The organism is Pilosibacter sp. NGB245 (assembly GCF_057397225.1).
In genome coordinates this window covers 1133378-1148007 of the sequence record NZ_CM171584.1, presented here as the reverse complement: position 1 = coordinate 1148007, position 14630 = coordinate 1133378, and the positions used below count along the sequence as shown (strand labels likewise).

The window sequence follows — 14630 nt, the reverse complement described above, 5'->3', positions numbered from 1 at the left end:
GTCGATATTGATAGAGAAAGAACCGAAAGGAGGTGCGCTATGCTGAGTGATTTTTCATGGGACATGACCGGATACATACCAAAACACGCTGTCAATCCGCACGGTGACGGCATCATTCCTTATGCGGCAGAGCGCATCTTCCAACTGGAACCGGAGCCTCCAGCGGTGGGCAATCTGAACGAATATATCCTGTCTGCCTTGCAGGAAAAGAATTTGATATATTTCTCATTCTTCCTACACCACTACGAGCCGCAACTTAACAAGCGCATCAAAGACTTTCTCGGTGTGGATGGCGGCGATCTGTATGACACAGACCGATTTATAGATATAAAGCTCTCCTGCCGGGAGCAAATGCTCCAAAAGCTGATGGACTATGACCTTGCCAAGGGTGCAGAGTATGCTACATACATTTTCCCGTTCATCCGGGATGCTATGCTCCGTTTTCGCATGGGCGAAGAAAAATGGTCGGTGTCCTCTCTGACCAATTACAAAATGGTGCGGTCAATGGCTTGGCTGTACCACAATACCAAGGATGCGGTCAACGAATTTTCCAAGAAATACAACTGCGATCTTGCCCTTGCGGAAGAATATCTGAAAGTTGTCCGTGGAATCCGCAATCAGCAGCCATTCTATGTGACAGACGAGAACGGCGAGGAAACAGGCGAGGATGTAGCCCTTGACGATAGCTGGAACTATACCGATATCCTCTGGAACGGCATACAGGCAGAAAAGGTGCAGCGGGCATTTGAGAAACTGAATTACCGGGAGCAAACCTTGCTTGAAAAGCGGCTGGCGATCTGTATGACCTGTGGGCGTGTCGGCTCATGGAAGAACCGCCCCACCTTTGAAGAACTGGCGGTTATGTTTGAGGGCAGTACAGCCAGCGGTGCAGAACGAGCCTACCGAAAAGCAGTGGACAAGTTGACGGAATTGTTGGTTGCCGAGGGCGCAATCCATGCAGTCCGGCTAAAACAGAAATCCAAGATCAAGCGAAAAAAGAAAATCGCCGCCGCAATCTACGAATACCAAGCAGACTGCGACGGCGAATGGGGTAAGATTTCATTTGATTTTGAAAGCAGCACAGCAGAGATCATCCATCTTGCCGATTGGGATACGATAAAAACCAACCGCTTTGCGAACAAGGCCGTAGCCTATCTTCTGAACTGTGAAAATGAGAAACTACCAAAGGAAACAATGGTGGCATTTGAACCATAAAAAGAAAAACCGCTACAACATCCATCCCACTTTGGAATGAGAATTGCAGCGGTTTATTTGCTGGGAACTAATTATTCGATATTTGTGATTTCCCAATCATCATTTACCAGATGGGTAAATCCTTTGTTTTCTTCTTCATCTGGAATTGATGCTGTCCAGATGATTTCTCCGTTTTCACCCAGGGCAGTTATTGTTAATCCTCGCAGATCAGTGTAGCCATCGAGATTTTCGAGCCAGATGCGTTCGCCTTTCTTGAGCAGAGAACCATCTGCATTTTCAAAGCCGCCACTGGAATTTGGCATTGAAAGCTTGATGCTCTTAACGCCTTCAGAGCCAATGGTCAGATAAAACTTAGAAATTTCATCCTCTATGGACGGGAACTGGATTTTCTGTCGTGCTTCTTCGGTAGCGAAGATCCACCACTTGCCATTCATAAAGAGTTCAATGGTTCCCTCAGTTGCCCCGTATTGATAACCATATCCTGTACCAAAATTGGATTGATTGTCAACGCTGGGCTGTTTATTTCCATCAACCTGGGATGTGATTTCTCCATCCATAACACCACATCTTGCTTCTATTTTGCTTTCATGGCCAGTATCAAGATACAGTGTCCCGTTCACCATAACCATAGGGATTAAGTCCCATGTTTCGGTTTGCTTTATAACCTTGATTCCATAAACATCCGCAATTCGTGCAGGATAAGTTTCAAGGATTTCACCGGAGTATTCAATTTCAATCACATCTCCGATTTCAGGTTCTGGTGATGGATGAGCATTTCTGATAGGTACTTCAATTCGGTCTGCACTATTCAGTTCCCAGCTACCTTCAACAGGCTTCACAAGATAATAACCATTATGATCTTCCAGAATTTCAGCTTGGAAAACCTGATGCGCTTCGTTGGAAAAACCTTCAATCTGAATACAATTATTCTTGAAAACCAATCGACCAGTTTCTACCAGTTCATCAGTATTATATTTCTTTTTATCTACATAGAGGTATCCGTCAGCTTCATTAAATCTGAGGGTAAAATCGAAATATCCTCGATCAGACAGTTCATAGCTTGCTCCGTTTGCATAGTCATAGATGGTGACACGGTTATCAATCATGCCAGATCCCCAACTGATTATAGAACACAACTCAGGCAAGCCGTCGCCGGTGAGGTCGCAGAAATAGGCGTTCCAGATGGGCATCCCGGTATACAACGAAGTGATTTCGTTACCCGTAACAGCCATCATTTCTCCATAAGTCCAACGGAAAGTCACATCCGGGAACTCTGGAAGATTAATCTCATGGCGACCACCCCACTGCATCTCATCTGGTGTTTCAAGATAGTCAAACCATTTTGTAACAGACGGTACAGGTTCAGCAACTGCGACATCTCCTCCCACACAGATTCTACTCAAATAATCTTGGAACTCTCCGTCGGATACAACATACCGTTCTCCGTTCCACTCGATATCTACCATATCATTGTCGGAGAGAGAATAACCGTTTATCCGGATATATGTGCCATCCTCCAGGAGTGCGCTGATTTGATATCCCGGTGTGAATCCACCATATTCATCGCTCTTCTTCGTGTTCTTGACCCCGGCCAGCCGAGAACTCAACTCACTAATCTGTGCGGGATTCATTTCAATAGCCACCGCGTCATCCGCATTTCGCATATCAAAATGATTTGCAGAAACGATGGTGTGTGTTGCTTCATCGAATTGGAATCCCATCGGGTTGGTCAAAAAGCAGACCGCAACGATCACACAGGCAATGACTGCCAGAATAATAATCCAGAACGCAGGTTTCTTATAATTCATCACAGACTTCACACGATCTTTAACACCAACTTCACCAAAGGCAAGTGGGCAGGCCGCAATCATGCGACGGTTGACGCTGCAGACCACAAGAGCCTGTGTATAGTCGGCTCTCTGTTCGTTGCCAAGTTCCTTGATGACCTTTTCATCACAGGAAAACTCAATGTCACGGCAAAGAAGTACATAAGCCAACCACATCAAAGGATTGAACCAATGAATCGTCAGCAGGAGAAAACCAAGAGGCTTCCACCAATGGTCTTTGCGGCGAATGTGCGCCTGTTCGTGGGCAACAACGTGCTCCAGATCCTGACCATTCATGTTGAACGGGAGATAGATTCTCGGTTTGATAATGCCCAGGACAAACGGAGAACTTACATTCTCACTCTGGAAAATGTTGCCCTTGTAGCGAACAGCGGTATCCACTTTACGACATAGGCGCCAATAACTAACTGCGGTATACAAGAGAAGGGCGCCGACACCAATCAACCAGATAATATTCAAAATCGGAATCCAAATCTGAAGCGGGTTTGCACTCGTCAATACATGCTGTGGTGGGGCAAATGAGGATAGAACAGGATTGACCACACTATTGATCGCCGGAACACCGCTGTCTATTGTGGGTTTGGCCGCCATTTCAATATCCAACGGAATTGTTTCTGAACTTGGGATAAGGCTTAATGCGCTCTCAAAAGAGAGCGGGCAAATCAATCTGACAGCCACGATACCCCAAAGCAGAACATTGACCCACTTGGGAGCTTTCTTCAAAACAAGCCTGAGTATCAGCACAGCCAGGATAAGCCAGCTTGCAGATATACTCATGTTGATAATTTTCAAAAAGAGTTCGTTCATTGTGAACCTCCTTTCCTGATGCGGTCGATCATGCGCTGTACCTCATCAAGCTCATCTTCGGACATAGCCTGATGCTTTGTAAAAGCAGCGATAAAGGCAGGCAGAGAACCCTCGAATTTTTTCTCAACCAGTTCATCGATCTCACACGCCTGGGCTTCATCTTTGGAAACGAGAGAAGTAACAGTGCCATTGTCGTTCTTCAGCACACCACGCTCTCCAAGACGCTTGATAACGGTATAAGTCGTAGTCCTTTTCCATCCGAGTTGATCCTGGCACAGCTTTACAAGCTCGACAGCAGTAACCGGCTCATGCTCCCACATAATCAAACAAAAACGATATTCACTTTCGTGAATCTTCGGAAAATCCATATTCACGCCCTCCCTGTCTACACCATTAGACTTCACACATAGTCTACCGCATTAGACAGCCAAAATCAATAGAGTTCACAGAAAAGATACAAAAAAATTGCCCGCAGAATTTCTCCCACGGGCAAAGTGTTGGTTAGCTATCAAGCGGTTTGTATTCAGTTACAGTTTTCAAATAGGTTTCGGGATTACCGTTCAGTATCAAATCAGCATATCCAATCGGATCATTGTAGATCAGATAGTCCAGTTCTGACCGCTGATACATATTATCGGCAACCTCATTCTCCACGGCGATGGTATCAATGGCAATCATGCTGCCATCTAAAAATTTCAGTTCCACACAAGCGGTATCCATGTTAAACTCACAAGAAATCAATCTATCCATAAGAAACCTCCATTTTGCGGGATGTTAGATCATCCCAAAATATTTGAATGCTTCTCGGATTGCTTTCTCTTTTTCCGGCGGACACATGGGCTGTCTGGAATCCTCGGACTTCGGCAAATTGTAATTCTTGCCAACTTCAATCCCACATTTCCTCTTAATCTGTGAGATATAAAGGTTGGATACCTTTAACCCGCTATGCTCCAGCACATAGTCTTTGATCTGGGTGTAGGTTGCCCCATCCTGAAATTCGGACATATCCATATCTTCCAAAGAGAACTCAACCCGAATCTTTTTCGAGTCGACCTCACCCTTGGAAAGCAAGACAACCGTCTCCACATGCCCGGTCATCGGGAACTGATCCACAGCCCAAGCCTTCTCCGCCCGATATCCTTTCTTCTTAAAATACGCTAAGTCTCTCGCCAGCGTCTCCGGATTGCAGGAAACATACACGACGCGGTCCGGGTTTAAGATCGCGACGGCGTCCATGAATTCTTCGGTGCTTCCGCTTCTTGGCGGATCCATGAAGACAACGTCGGCGTGGGCATTCTGGGATGCCATCTGGACCATGAATTTTCCGGCATCGTTGTTGTAAAAATGGATATTTTTCTCACCGTTTACCTTCGCGTTTGTGACTGCATCCCGGACAGCGTCCTTATTTAACTCAACGCCGATCACTTCTTTTGCCGCGGATGCCGCAACGATCCCGATCGTTCCAATCCCGCAATAGGCGTCAACGACCAGTTCTTTTCCGGTAAGACCTGCTGCCTCGATCGCCAGGTTATAGAGTTTCTCCGTCTGGACCGGATTGATCTGATAGAAGGATTTTGAGGAGATCCGGAATTTTTTCCCGCAAAGAACATCCACGATAAATCCCGGTCCGTAGAGGACGTGCTCCTTCTCTCCGAGCACCATGCTGGTGTTCCGGTCGTTTACATTCTGGACTACGGTCGTGATCTCCGGATGGACTTTTCTCAGCGCTTTCACAAAGTTATTCTTCGAAGGGAACACCGGCGATGCCGTGATCAGGACCACCATGATCTCCCCTGTCGCATGGGCTATTCGCACCAGAACATGGCGGAGGAAGCCATATCTGGTGTCCTCATCAAATACCTTCATCTTGAACGACGGAAGCAGTTCCCGGATCGTTCCGATGATCTCATCCGCCTTTTTATTCTCGATCAGGCATGTTTCTACCGGCAGAACCGTGTGGGTTCCCTCTTTGTAGACTCCGGAAATGATCCTGCCTTTCCGGTCTCTCGCCATCACCGCATGAACCTTATTTCTGTAATGGAACGGATCATCCATGCCGATGATCGTCTCGACCTTGCAGAACGGGCGGAGAAGGTCTGCAACCTCTTTCTTTTTGTGCTCTAGCTGCTTCTCATACGGCATGTCCAGATACTGACACCCGCCGCAGGATTTAAAATGCGGACAGAGAGAGTTCTTTTTCCCCGATTTCCCGCTATTCTGGTCTCCCCGTGCCCGGGTATTCAGCATTTCTCCGGATTTCCGGTTTGTTCTTCCGTTCCCGTTTGTCCACTCTTTCTTTTCACTCATTTTCTTCATCTTCTTATCCCGGTTTTCTCTATTTTCCATCTTTTGTTTTCTCCATTCTCTTTTTCTATCTTTTATCCGGCTTCCCCTTGATTCTCCCAATCCATCTGATTATAATATCACATAAAGTATATCTTTTTTCCCCGAATTATTCTACATGATTTTACATAAGTTTAGACAGAAAGGACATACACTCATGGAAAACACATGCAATCACGACACTGCTCAGCCAGCTTCCACTCCATCCCCTGTCGCCGAGACAGGCCGTCCGAAAGATTGTTCCGGACGTCTTGAGACAGAGATCCGCACTTACGATCTTCTCGACTCCTTGAATATCCCCTACACCCGCGTCGACCACGAAGCCGCATTCACAATCGATGCCTGCAACGGTGTTGACGAGATCCTCGGGATCCACATCTGCAAGAATCTCTTTCTCTGCAATGCGCAGAAGACAAAATTTTATCTTCTTCTGATGCCGGGCCACAAAAAATTCAAGACAAAAGTCCTCTCAAAGCAGATCGGCTCCGCCCGACTCTCCTTCGCAGATGATGATCACATGAAAGAATATTTAAAGCTGACTCCCGGTTCTGTCAGTGTGATGGGGCTTATGAACGATCCGGAAGGTCATGTAAAACTTCTGATCGACTCCGATGTCTTAAAGGACGAATATTTCGGCTGCCATCCGTGCATCAACACCAGCAGCCTGAAGATCAAAACATCCGATATTCTCGAAAAATTTCTCCCGGCCGTTCACCATGAACCGACGATCGTGGATCTTCCTTGGGAAGAGTAAAAGAAGAACAGGAACATGGCTCCTCAAAAAGTCTTGTTCCTGCTCTTCTTTTTCCTTTATTCTTTATCCTATATCCTTTTGCTGAACGCTATTCTCAGACTTTCCGCCGGACTCGCGGTACTTTCCCATGTATGGGAGATTTCTCTTGCCCGGCAGAATCTTTGTCCTAACTGCCTGTCCGCCAAAAACGGAAGCTGCAGGTCAGAAAGGACCTTTTTTCCCTTACTGCATCACACCGCTCGCATTGAAGGTATAATCCACACCGTCAATGTTCTTCGTCGTTCCTGTCACCATCGCACCTAACTCTGCCGGATCAAGATAGTACCAGTAGCCATCCGGATTTACCCAGCCGCTCATTCGTCCGCCATCGCGGTAGAAATACCATTTTCCGCCTTCCTGCTTCCATTCACCGCTGTCGATCGCGGTTCCCTGTGCAGCCTTCGGAGCATAGTCTTTATATGTGAATTCCAGGCAGACATTTCCGTTGATCCCGTTTACACGTCCCTTATCTGTGCACTGCCAGATCGTACGTCCCTGATAATGTCCGTCCGCACCATATCTCGCAAGCCAGAGATCGTATTTGATCTGGTTTGTATCCATCTCGTTCGTAAACTTACTGTAATCGCTGTAAACGATCGGGGTATATCCGGCCGCAGCGATCGTGTCACAGAACGCATTTACCACATTTGTCAGATCCTGCACTGATAAATAGTCCAGAATATATTTTGATTCCACATCCACGGCAACGGGAAATTTTACCGCATATCCGGACATCTTTTCCAGAGTATATTTTGCTGCCGCTTTTGCCTCATCGACGGTCCGGGTCTGGAGGAACACATACGGGGCCGCCTGAACTCCGTTTGCGGAAGCCCCTTTCATATTTTTCTCATAATATTCGTCCATGGTATACTGTCCTTCATATCCAAAGGATCCCATACGAATATACGCAAAGGAGACATCATCCGCTGCAACCTTCGCCCAGTCGATATCGCCCTGCCATTTGGAAACGCTGATGCCGCGAAGAAGCGCCCCGTCCATATTTTTTCCATTCGCGTCTACGTAAACACCGTTGACCTTTTTCCATGCACTTGCTGGATCACTTGTCGTGGTATCCGTGGAGGCCTTATTCTGGTCCTCGTATCCCGGTCCAACCGGAGTCTCATCCGCAAAAGCTGTAAAACTGCCCTGTGTGATCATAAGCGCTGCGAGAAGCGCTGTCATATATCGAAATTTTTTCTGAAACATTCTAAAACCGCCTTTCTCTTTTCATACGTCTTTTTTCTTGCCAAAAGTCATAACCTTGAGGCTTCTATCATCTGAATATCGATCGTAAACTGCATTCTCCATCCAATGTCTCTCCAAAGCTTCGGCATAAACATCCCTTTTCTTTAAGACGTACCAAGTATACTACAATTTCCCTCTTTTTTTATTAAGAACTTCTTACGTTTTCGTTGTCACACATCTAAGACTTTGTGGCAAAATTCCGTCCAAACCATAGATGCGGACACATTGGCAGATGTTCTGCCAGGAAAAGCATAACATTTTCCTATCTGGTCGACAAACGATCGATTTCATACATAAAAAGCTGTCCTCACCGGACGGCCTTTTCCTCACGCCGAGCGCGATCGCCTGCGCCAATTTTCTTCTTCCACAAGTGCATCTCATTGGCACATCGTGCCCTTTTGCTTAACAGAAAATTCCCTGTTAAACAAATGAAAACACGCTTCGCGAGTTTCCCCTTATTATCGCGACAGTCGCCAAGGTCTCGCGCAAGTGCGGACTTTGACCCGTTATTCGCGTAAATAAGAAAAACCCCTGAAAAATCAAGGGTTTCGAGCGGAGACGGAGGGATTCGAACCCTCGTACCGGGATGAACCGATAAACGCATTTCGAGTGCGCCGCGTTACGGCCGCTTCGCTACGTCTCCGGATTGTCTGCTTTTTGAAAAAGCAGACTATATATTATTATACATATTTTTTTCGATTTGTATAGAGGATTTAAAAAATTTATTTTAATTCCCCTCCGCAAAATAAGCATCCACCGCTCCCGCGATCCCGCTCGCGATCTTTCCCCGGTAGCCATCGTCCTGAAGCCAGGTGTCCTCGTCAGGATTGCTTAAGAATCCCATCTCGAGCACACAGACCGGGATCTCGCACCAGTTGATATCGGAGGAGCTGTCCGTCTCCTGGACGCCTCGATTCTTCGTTCCTGTCGTCCCGCAGACGGTATCCACGATCTTTTTGGAAAGATTGTAGCTCTTGTCATGAAGAGACGCGTTGTAAGGGTTCTGGGCTGTCATACAGGTTGCTAATGCCCCATAGACACCAGAGTTGTCCATGGAATCCGCGTGAAGCCGGATCAGGATATCCGCGCCGCTCTGATTTGCTGCGACGGATCGCTCCGCGCTGCTCATGTTCACATCGTTGCTCGTCCGGATCATGACGACATGGTATCCGCGGTTTGTGAGCTCTGTCTCAAGCTTTTTTGCGACCGCAAGAGTGACCTCATATTCAGGGACGCCGCTCGCCGTTCCAACCGAGCCTTCCGGCATCTTCGCCTTCATCGTCGAAGAGGACGGGCCAATCGGCTCCTTGGAAGTATTGGCTTTCGCCTGGTGTCCCGCATCGATCGCGACGGTATGTCCGTTAAACGGAACTTCCGGAGCAGTCTCCGCGTCATCGTTCGCCGCGGCTGTATAAGCCTCCGCCGCTGACTCTCTCGCTGCCGCGACACTCTCCTCCTCCGACATCTCCGAAGCCATCTCCTCTGATTCGGAGACCGATTCCGCATCCTGCGAGCTTTCGGCCGCCTGATCTGCGCTCATCATCTCCCCGGCAGGATTGCCCAATGCCTGAAGATCAGCTTCATCGGAATTTTCCGTTCCCTGTTCCTCGCCGGATCCGCTTTCTGACTCCGCTGCCGCAGTCTCGCTGCTCAGATCCACCGCCTCATATTTTCTCGTCCCATTGCAGCCGGAAAGCACCAGTGCAAAAAAGACCGCAGAAATAAGGAATCGGAGGAGTCCGTTCCCCTTTTTCATCCTGCTCATAGGATCGTTCCCCCTCCGACTACACATTCATTTTCATAAAATACAACTGCCTGTCCCGGCGTGATCGCACGCTGCGGCTCTTTAAACCGGCATTCCACGGTTCCGTCCGGGAGTTCCCTGATGATACACGGAGATCCCTTGTGGCTGTAGCGGATCTTCGCGAGAACTTCCCGTTCCCCGCCGTGAAGTCCGTCGATCGCCATCCAGTTCACATCCTTGCAGACCAGATGATCGGAAAATACATCATTTCCTTCGCCGATCACAACCTCGTTCGTCTCCGGGCGAATTCCTGTGACAAACACCGGATGGCCCATCGCGAGGTTTAAGCCCTTTCTCTGACCGACCGTGTAATGAGTGATCCCCTTATGTTTTCCAAGGATCACACCATTTTTATCCACAAAGTTTCCGCTTCCCGGAACATTTTCGGCTTCCCGCTCGATAAATCCGGCATAATCATTATCCGGAACGAAGCAGATCTCCATACTGTCCTTCTTCTTTGCTACGGCAAGTCCACGGTCCTCGGCGATCTTTCGCACCTCGTCCTTCGTGTAATCACCGATCGGCATCAAAGTTTTGGAAAGCTGGAACTGGGTCAGGTTATAGAGCGCGTAAGTCTGATCCTTCGCCGCCGTCACGGAGTTCCGGATCGTATAACGGCCGTTCGGAAGCTGGCTGATCCTTGCATAGTGACCGGTCGCGATATAATCGGCTCCGATCTCCAGGCTGCGCTCCAAAAGCGCCTCCCATTTTACATAGCGGTTGCAGGCAATGCACGGATTCGGTGTCCGTCCGTGCAGATACTCCGCAACAAAATAGTCAATGACATTCTTCTGGAATTCTTTCCGGAAGTTCATAACATAGTAGGGAATTCCAAGGGTCCACGCGACACGTCTCGCGTCTTCCACCGCGCTGAGTCCGCAGCATCCGCCGTTTTCCTCAACGGTACAGGAATCCTCTTCCTGCCAGATCTGCATGGTGACACCGATCACATCATAGCCCTGTTCCTTTAAAAGACAGGCCGCAACCGATGAGTCCACGCCTCCTGACATTCCCACCACGACTTTTTTCTTCATTAATATTCCTCGTCCTCTTCATGCTCACTGATATCGGACACCGGCTTCTGTAAGCCTTTGATCTCGATATGGTGCTTTTCTGCATAATCCCAGAGTGCTGCATGGATCGCTTCCTCTGCAAGCAGGGAGCAGTGAACCTTTACCGGCGGAAGTCCGTCAAGTGCTTCCATAACTGCCTTATTAGTTACTTCCATCGCTTCCTCGATCGTCTTTCCCATTACCATCTCGGTCGCCATGCTGCTTGTGGCAACGGCAGCACCGCAGCCGAATGTTTTAAACTTACAGTCACGGATGATATGTGTCTCGTCATCAATGTCGAGATAGATTCTCATGATATCGCCGCATTTTGCGTTTCCGACAGTACCTACGCCGCTGGCGTCCTCAATTTCTCCCATGTTTCTCGGGTGCTGGAAATGGTCCATTACTTTCTCTGAATACATTATTTTTCCTCTTACTTTCTGTTCTTCTTAATGAAATCCTCATAGAGTGGGGACATTGCGCGAAGCTTCTCCACGATCTTCTTAAGGCAGTCTACAGTATGGTCGATCTCTTCCTTCGTTGTCTCCTCGCTTAAGGTAAGGCGTAAGGATCCGTGCGCGATCTCGTGCGGAAGTCCGATGGCTAACAGCACATGGGACGGATCCAGGGAACCGGATGTACATGCAGATCCGCTGGAACCGCAGATCCCGTCCATATCGAGCATGATGAGTAAGGACTCACCTTCGATAAACTGGAACGCAAAGTTCGCATTGTTGGAGAGACGGTTTGTGCGGTGACCGTTTAAGCGTGTGTACGGTATCTCGTCCATGACACGTCCGATCAGGTAATCACGGAGTTCTGTCTCTTTCTTCTTATTATTCTCAAGCTCTGCCATCGCGATCTCGACTGCTTTTCCGAGACCCACGATTCCCGGCACATTCTCAGTTCCGGCACGGCGTTTTCTCTCCTGGGCGCCGCCGTGGATGAAGGAGCGGAGTTTTAAGCCTTTTCTGATATAGAGGAAGCCGACTCCCTTCGGGCCGTGGAACTTGTGTCCGCTGGCGCTTAACATGTCGATATGGTACTCATCCACATTGATCGGTTCATGGCAGTATGCCTGAACTGCGTCGGTGTGGAAGATAATTCCGTTTTCATGGGCGATCTCACCGATCTCTTTAATCGGCTGGATCGTTCCGATCTCGTTGTTTGCGAACATTACAGAGATCAGGATCGTATCCGGGCGGATCGCCTTCTTTAACTCGTCGATGGAGACGGTGCCGTACTCATCCACCGGGAGGTATGTGATCTCGTAGCCGCGCTTTTCAAGATATTCACAGGTGTGAAGGATCGCGTGGTGTTCGATCTTTGTTGTGATGATGTGTTTTCCCTTGGATGCATATGCCTCCGCAGTTGCGATCAAAGCCCAGTTGTCGGACTCGGAACCGCCGTTTGTAAAGTAGATCTCATTGTCCTTTGCGCCGAGAGAATTTGCGACCGTCTCTCTTGCCTTTGCGAGCGCTTCCTTACACGGTGTGGAAAACTCATATACCGCAGAAGGGTTTCCGTAATATTCTGTATAAAACGGCAGCATGGCTTCCACGACTTCCGGACGTACCTTTGTCGTAGCCGCGTTGTCGAGATAAATTACTTTCTTCATTGTTCCGCCTTTCTGTTTTAAGAGGTTCAAAGCCTGATAACACTATTAGTTTATGCCATGACCCGCGAGTCAGCGCCGCAAAAAGCGCGGACAGGCCACAGATATTTTACATTATATACGAAACCCCTCAGGAATTTCAACCGGTATTCTCATGTTTTTTCAGAAATACACAGTGAATCACTAAGTATTAAAGAATTTGTGATGATTTCAGTCTTCATATCAGTCATCCGTCTGCGATAAACCGGATTCATATCATTCCCCTGCTCCCACATATATATAACCGAATCCTTCTGCCATTTCGGAGCTGCCATGCCTTCTTCCCATAAGCCCCATCCACTCATCACCGGAACAATTCTTCTCACAGCCGCCGGTCTACTCTCCCGCGTCCTCGGCTTTTTCTACCGGATCTTTCTCTCCCGCACGATCGGCGCCGAAGGTCTCGGGATCTATCAGATGATCTTTCCGGTCTACGGGATCTTTTTCTCCTTGTGCGCCGGCTCGATCCAGACTGCGATCTCCCGTTTCATCGCAGCAGAGCCGGAACATGCAAAGCGGACGCTTGTTTCCGGATTTCTCCTTTCCTTTTCCATGTCACTCTCCGCGGCCCTTATGATCCGACATTTTTCCGGATTTCTCGCGGGATCTGTCCTCATGGAACCGCGGTGCGCCCCGCTGCTCTCCGTCATGGCCTTTGCAATCCCCTGCACTTCCGTCCATGCCTGTATCTGCGGCTACTACTACGGAAAGGAAAAGGTGTCTGTCCCTGCAGCCGCCCAGCTCTTTGAACAGATGATCCGGATCTTTACGGTCTTTCTCCTGGCATCCATCTGGATCGAGAAGAAGATTCCGATCACGGTGTCGCTCGCGGTATTCGGCCTGGTGGCCGGAGAGGCCGGATCTGCTTTGTTTGTCCTGATATTTTTTCTTCTTTTTCATGAATTTCATGGAAATAAAAATAATTCAGCAAATTTCTCCGATCATGCCGCGCACAAACCTCATAAATTTCAAAGTACCGCAGATATTCCGGGACTCCTGGATTTCTTGTCTCCCATGAGTGCTCTCCTCGCTCTCGCCGTCCCGCTCATGGCCAACCGGCTGATCCTGAACCTCTTACAGAGTGCCGAGACGATCATGATCCCGGAGCGGCTCACTGTCTACGGCCTCACAAGGTCCCAGGCTGTCAGTACATATGGGACTCTCACCGGCATGGCAATGCCGTTTGTCCTCTTTCCCTCCGCTCTCGTAAACTCTCTGGCTGTGGTCCTGCTGCCGTCAACCGCCAGACACCAGTCTGCCGGAAACACCTCCGGCATCGCGGACGGGATCTCCATGTCCTTCCGCTACAGCCTCTACCTCGGGATCTTCTGCATCGGGGTATTCACGGTCTTCGGCGAAACTCTGGGGCTGCAGATATTTAAAAGCCAGGACGCCGGATCTTTCATTCAGATCCTCGCCTGGCTCTGCCCGTTTCTCTATCTTGCCACCTCGTCCGGCAGCATTTTAAATGGCCTTGGAAGGACGAAGCTCACATTTTTCCATCACCTGGTCTCTCTCCTCGTCCGCATCGCTTTCGTGTGGTTCGGGATCCCGGTGTTCGGGATCCGTTCCTGTCTCTGGGGGATGTTAGCAAGCGAGGTTCTCCTCGCCCTGCTCCATATCCTGGCACTCCGAAGGATCACTGCGTTTGAATGGAACGCATGGACCCTGATCGGAAAACCGGTATTCTGCCTGCTCTGCGCGCTCTGGATCTTCCGCCTGTTCCCGGAAGACTTCCCGATCCCGTCCGGTTTTCCAGAATTTTTCCGCACCGCCGTCCGGATCCTCATCCTGTCAGCCGCCTACTTCCTGCTTTTGCTGTTTTTCCACAGGAAACCGCAGCGCTCCGCTGCATAAGTCAAACAAACCA

Annotated in this window: 12 protein-coding genes and 1 tRNA gene; 3 read left to right on the top strand and 10 right to left on the bottom strand. The window is 48.8% G+C overall.

The features are described 5' to 3' along the window. Positions 1 to 39: 39 nt before the first annotated feature. Positions 40 to 1215, top strand: a complete 1176-nt coding sequence (locus tag ACXMYH_RS05080; protein ID WP_007488109.1) for a sigma-70 family RNA polymerase sigma factor — start codon at positions 40 to 42, stop codon at positions 1213 to 1215. 71 nt (positions 1216 to 1286) lie between these two features. Here ACXMYH_RS05080 and ACXMYH_RS05075 read toward each other — a convergent pair whose 3' ends face one another. The 4 genes from ACXMYH_RS05075 to rlmD all read right to left on the bottom strand — a co-directional run bounded on the left by ACXMYH_RS05075 (position 1287) and on the right by rlmD (position 6215). Continuing rightward, complete coding sequence (locus ACXMYH_RS05075) at positions 1287 to 3869, bottom strand: M56 family metallopeptidase (protein ID WP_390593777.1); 2583 nt, start codon at positions 3867 to 3869, stop codon at positions 1287 to 1289. After that, positions 3866 to 4237 carry a BlaI/MecI/CopY family transcriptional regulator gene (locus ACXMYH_RS05070; RefSeq protein WP_007488105.1) on the bottom strand — a complete coding sequence of 124 codons (372 nt, stop codon included), beginning with the start codon at positions 4235 to 4237 and terminating at the stop codon, positions 3866 to 3868. The genes ACXMYH_RS05075 and ACXMYH_RS05070 overlap by 4 nt, the downstream gene beginning before the upstream one ends. 133 nt (positions 4238 to 4370) lie before the next feature. Next, positions 4371 to 4619: a DUF6061 family protein gene (locus ACXMYH_RS05065; RefSeq protein ID WP_007488104.1), complete on the bottom strand. Its 249-nt coding sequence runs from the start codon at positions 4617 to 4619 to the stop codon at positions 4371 to 4373. Positions 4620 to 4643: 24 nt separating this feature from the next. After that, positions 4644 to 6215 (bottom strand): 23S rRNA (uracil(1939)-C(5))-methyltransferase RlmD, encoded by a 1572-nt coding sequence (gene rlmD, locus ACXMYH_RS05060; protein ID WP_486555628.1) that lies wholly within the window; start codon positions 6213 to 6215, stop codon positions 4644 to 4646. A gap of 154 nt (positions 6216 to 6369) precedes the next feature. Between rlmD and ACXMYH_RS05055 the strand changes: the two genes are divergently transcribed. Then, the gene (locus ACXMYH_RS05055) at positions 6370 to 6966 is read left to right on the top strand and encodes a prolyl-tRNA synthetase associated domain-containing protein (protein ID WP_329751572.1); all 597 of its coding nucleotides are present in this window, start codon (positions 6370 to 6372) and stop codon (positions 6964 to 6966) included. 222 nt (positions 6967 to 7188) lie between these two features. On the opposite strand, the gene ACXMYH_RS05050 is transcribed toward ACXMYH_RS05055, so the two are convergent. The 6 genes from ACXMYH_RS05050 to nifS all read right to left on the bottom strand — a co-directional run bounded on the left by ACXMYH_RS05050 (position 7189) and on the right by nifS (position 12724). Then, on the bottom strand, positions 7189 to 8211 hold the full coding sequence (locus tag ACXMYH_RS05050) for a GH25 family lysozyme (protein WP_486555627.1): 1023 nt from the start codon (positions 8209 to 8211) through the stop codon (positions 7189 to 7191). Between the two features lie 592 nt (positions 8212 to 8803). Beyond that, a tRNA-Ser gene (locus tag ACXMYH_RS05045) sits at positions 8804 to 8893 on the bottom strand. An 84-nt stretch (positions 8894 to 8977) separates the two neighbouring features. Further along, entirely contained in the window at positions 8978 to 10015 is a 1038-nt protein-coding gene (locus tag ACXMYH_RS05040) for an N-acetylmuramoyl-L-alanine amidase family protein (RefSeq protein WP_252197460.1), read from the bottom strand. Beyond that, entirely contained in the window at positions 10012 to 11088 is a 1077-nt protein-coding gene (mnmA, locus tag ACXMYH_RS05035; protein ID WP_486555626.1) for a tRNA 2-thiouridine(34) synthase MnmA, read from the bottom strand. The genes ACXMYH_RS05040 and mnmA overlap by 4 nt, the downstream gene beginning before the upstream one ends. Next, a complete protein-coding gene (gene nifU / locus ACXMYH_RS05030; RefSeq protein ID WP_021904779.1) occupies positions 11088 to 11528 on the bottom strand; it encodes a Fe-S cluster assembly scaffold protein NifU in 441 nt (146 codons plus the stop codon). Before nifU ends, mnmA begins: the two co-directional genes overlap by 1 nt. 11 nt (positions 11529 to 11539) lie before the next feature. Continuing rightward, positions 11540 to 12724, bottom strand: coding sequence for a cysteine desulfurase NifS (nifS, locus tag ACXMYH_RS05025; RefSeq protein WP_118322114.1), 1185 nt, complete (start codon positions 12722 to 12724; stop codon positions 11540 to 11542). Between the two features lie 309 nt (positions 12725 to 13033). On the opposite strand from nifS, the gene ACXMYH_RS05020 reads away from it, so the two are divergent. Continuing rightward, on the top strand, positions 13034 to 14617 hold the full coding sequence (locus tag ACXMYH_RS05020; protein ID WP_215703177.1) for a putative polysaccharide biosynthesis protein: 1584 nt from the start codon (positions 13034 to 13036) through the stop codon (positions 14615 to 14617). The last annotated feature ends 13 nt before the right edge of the window (positions 14618 to 14630 follow it).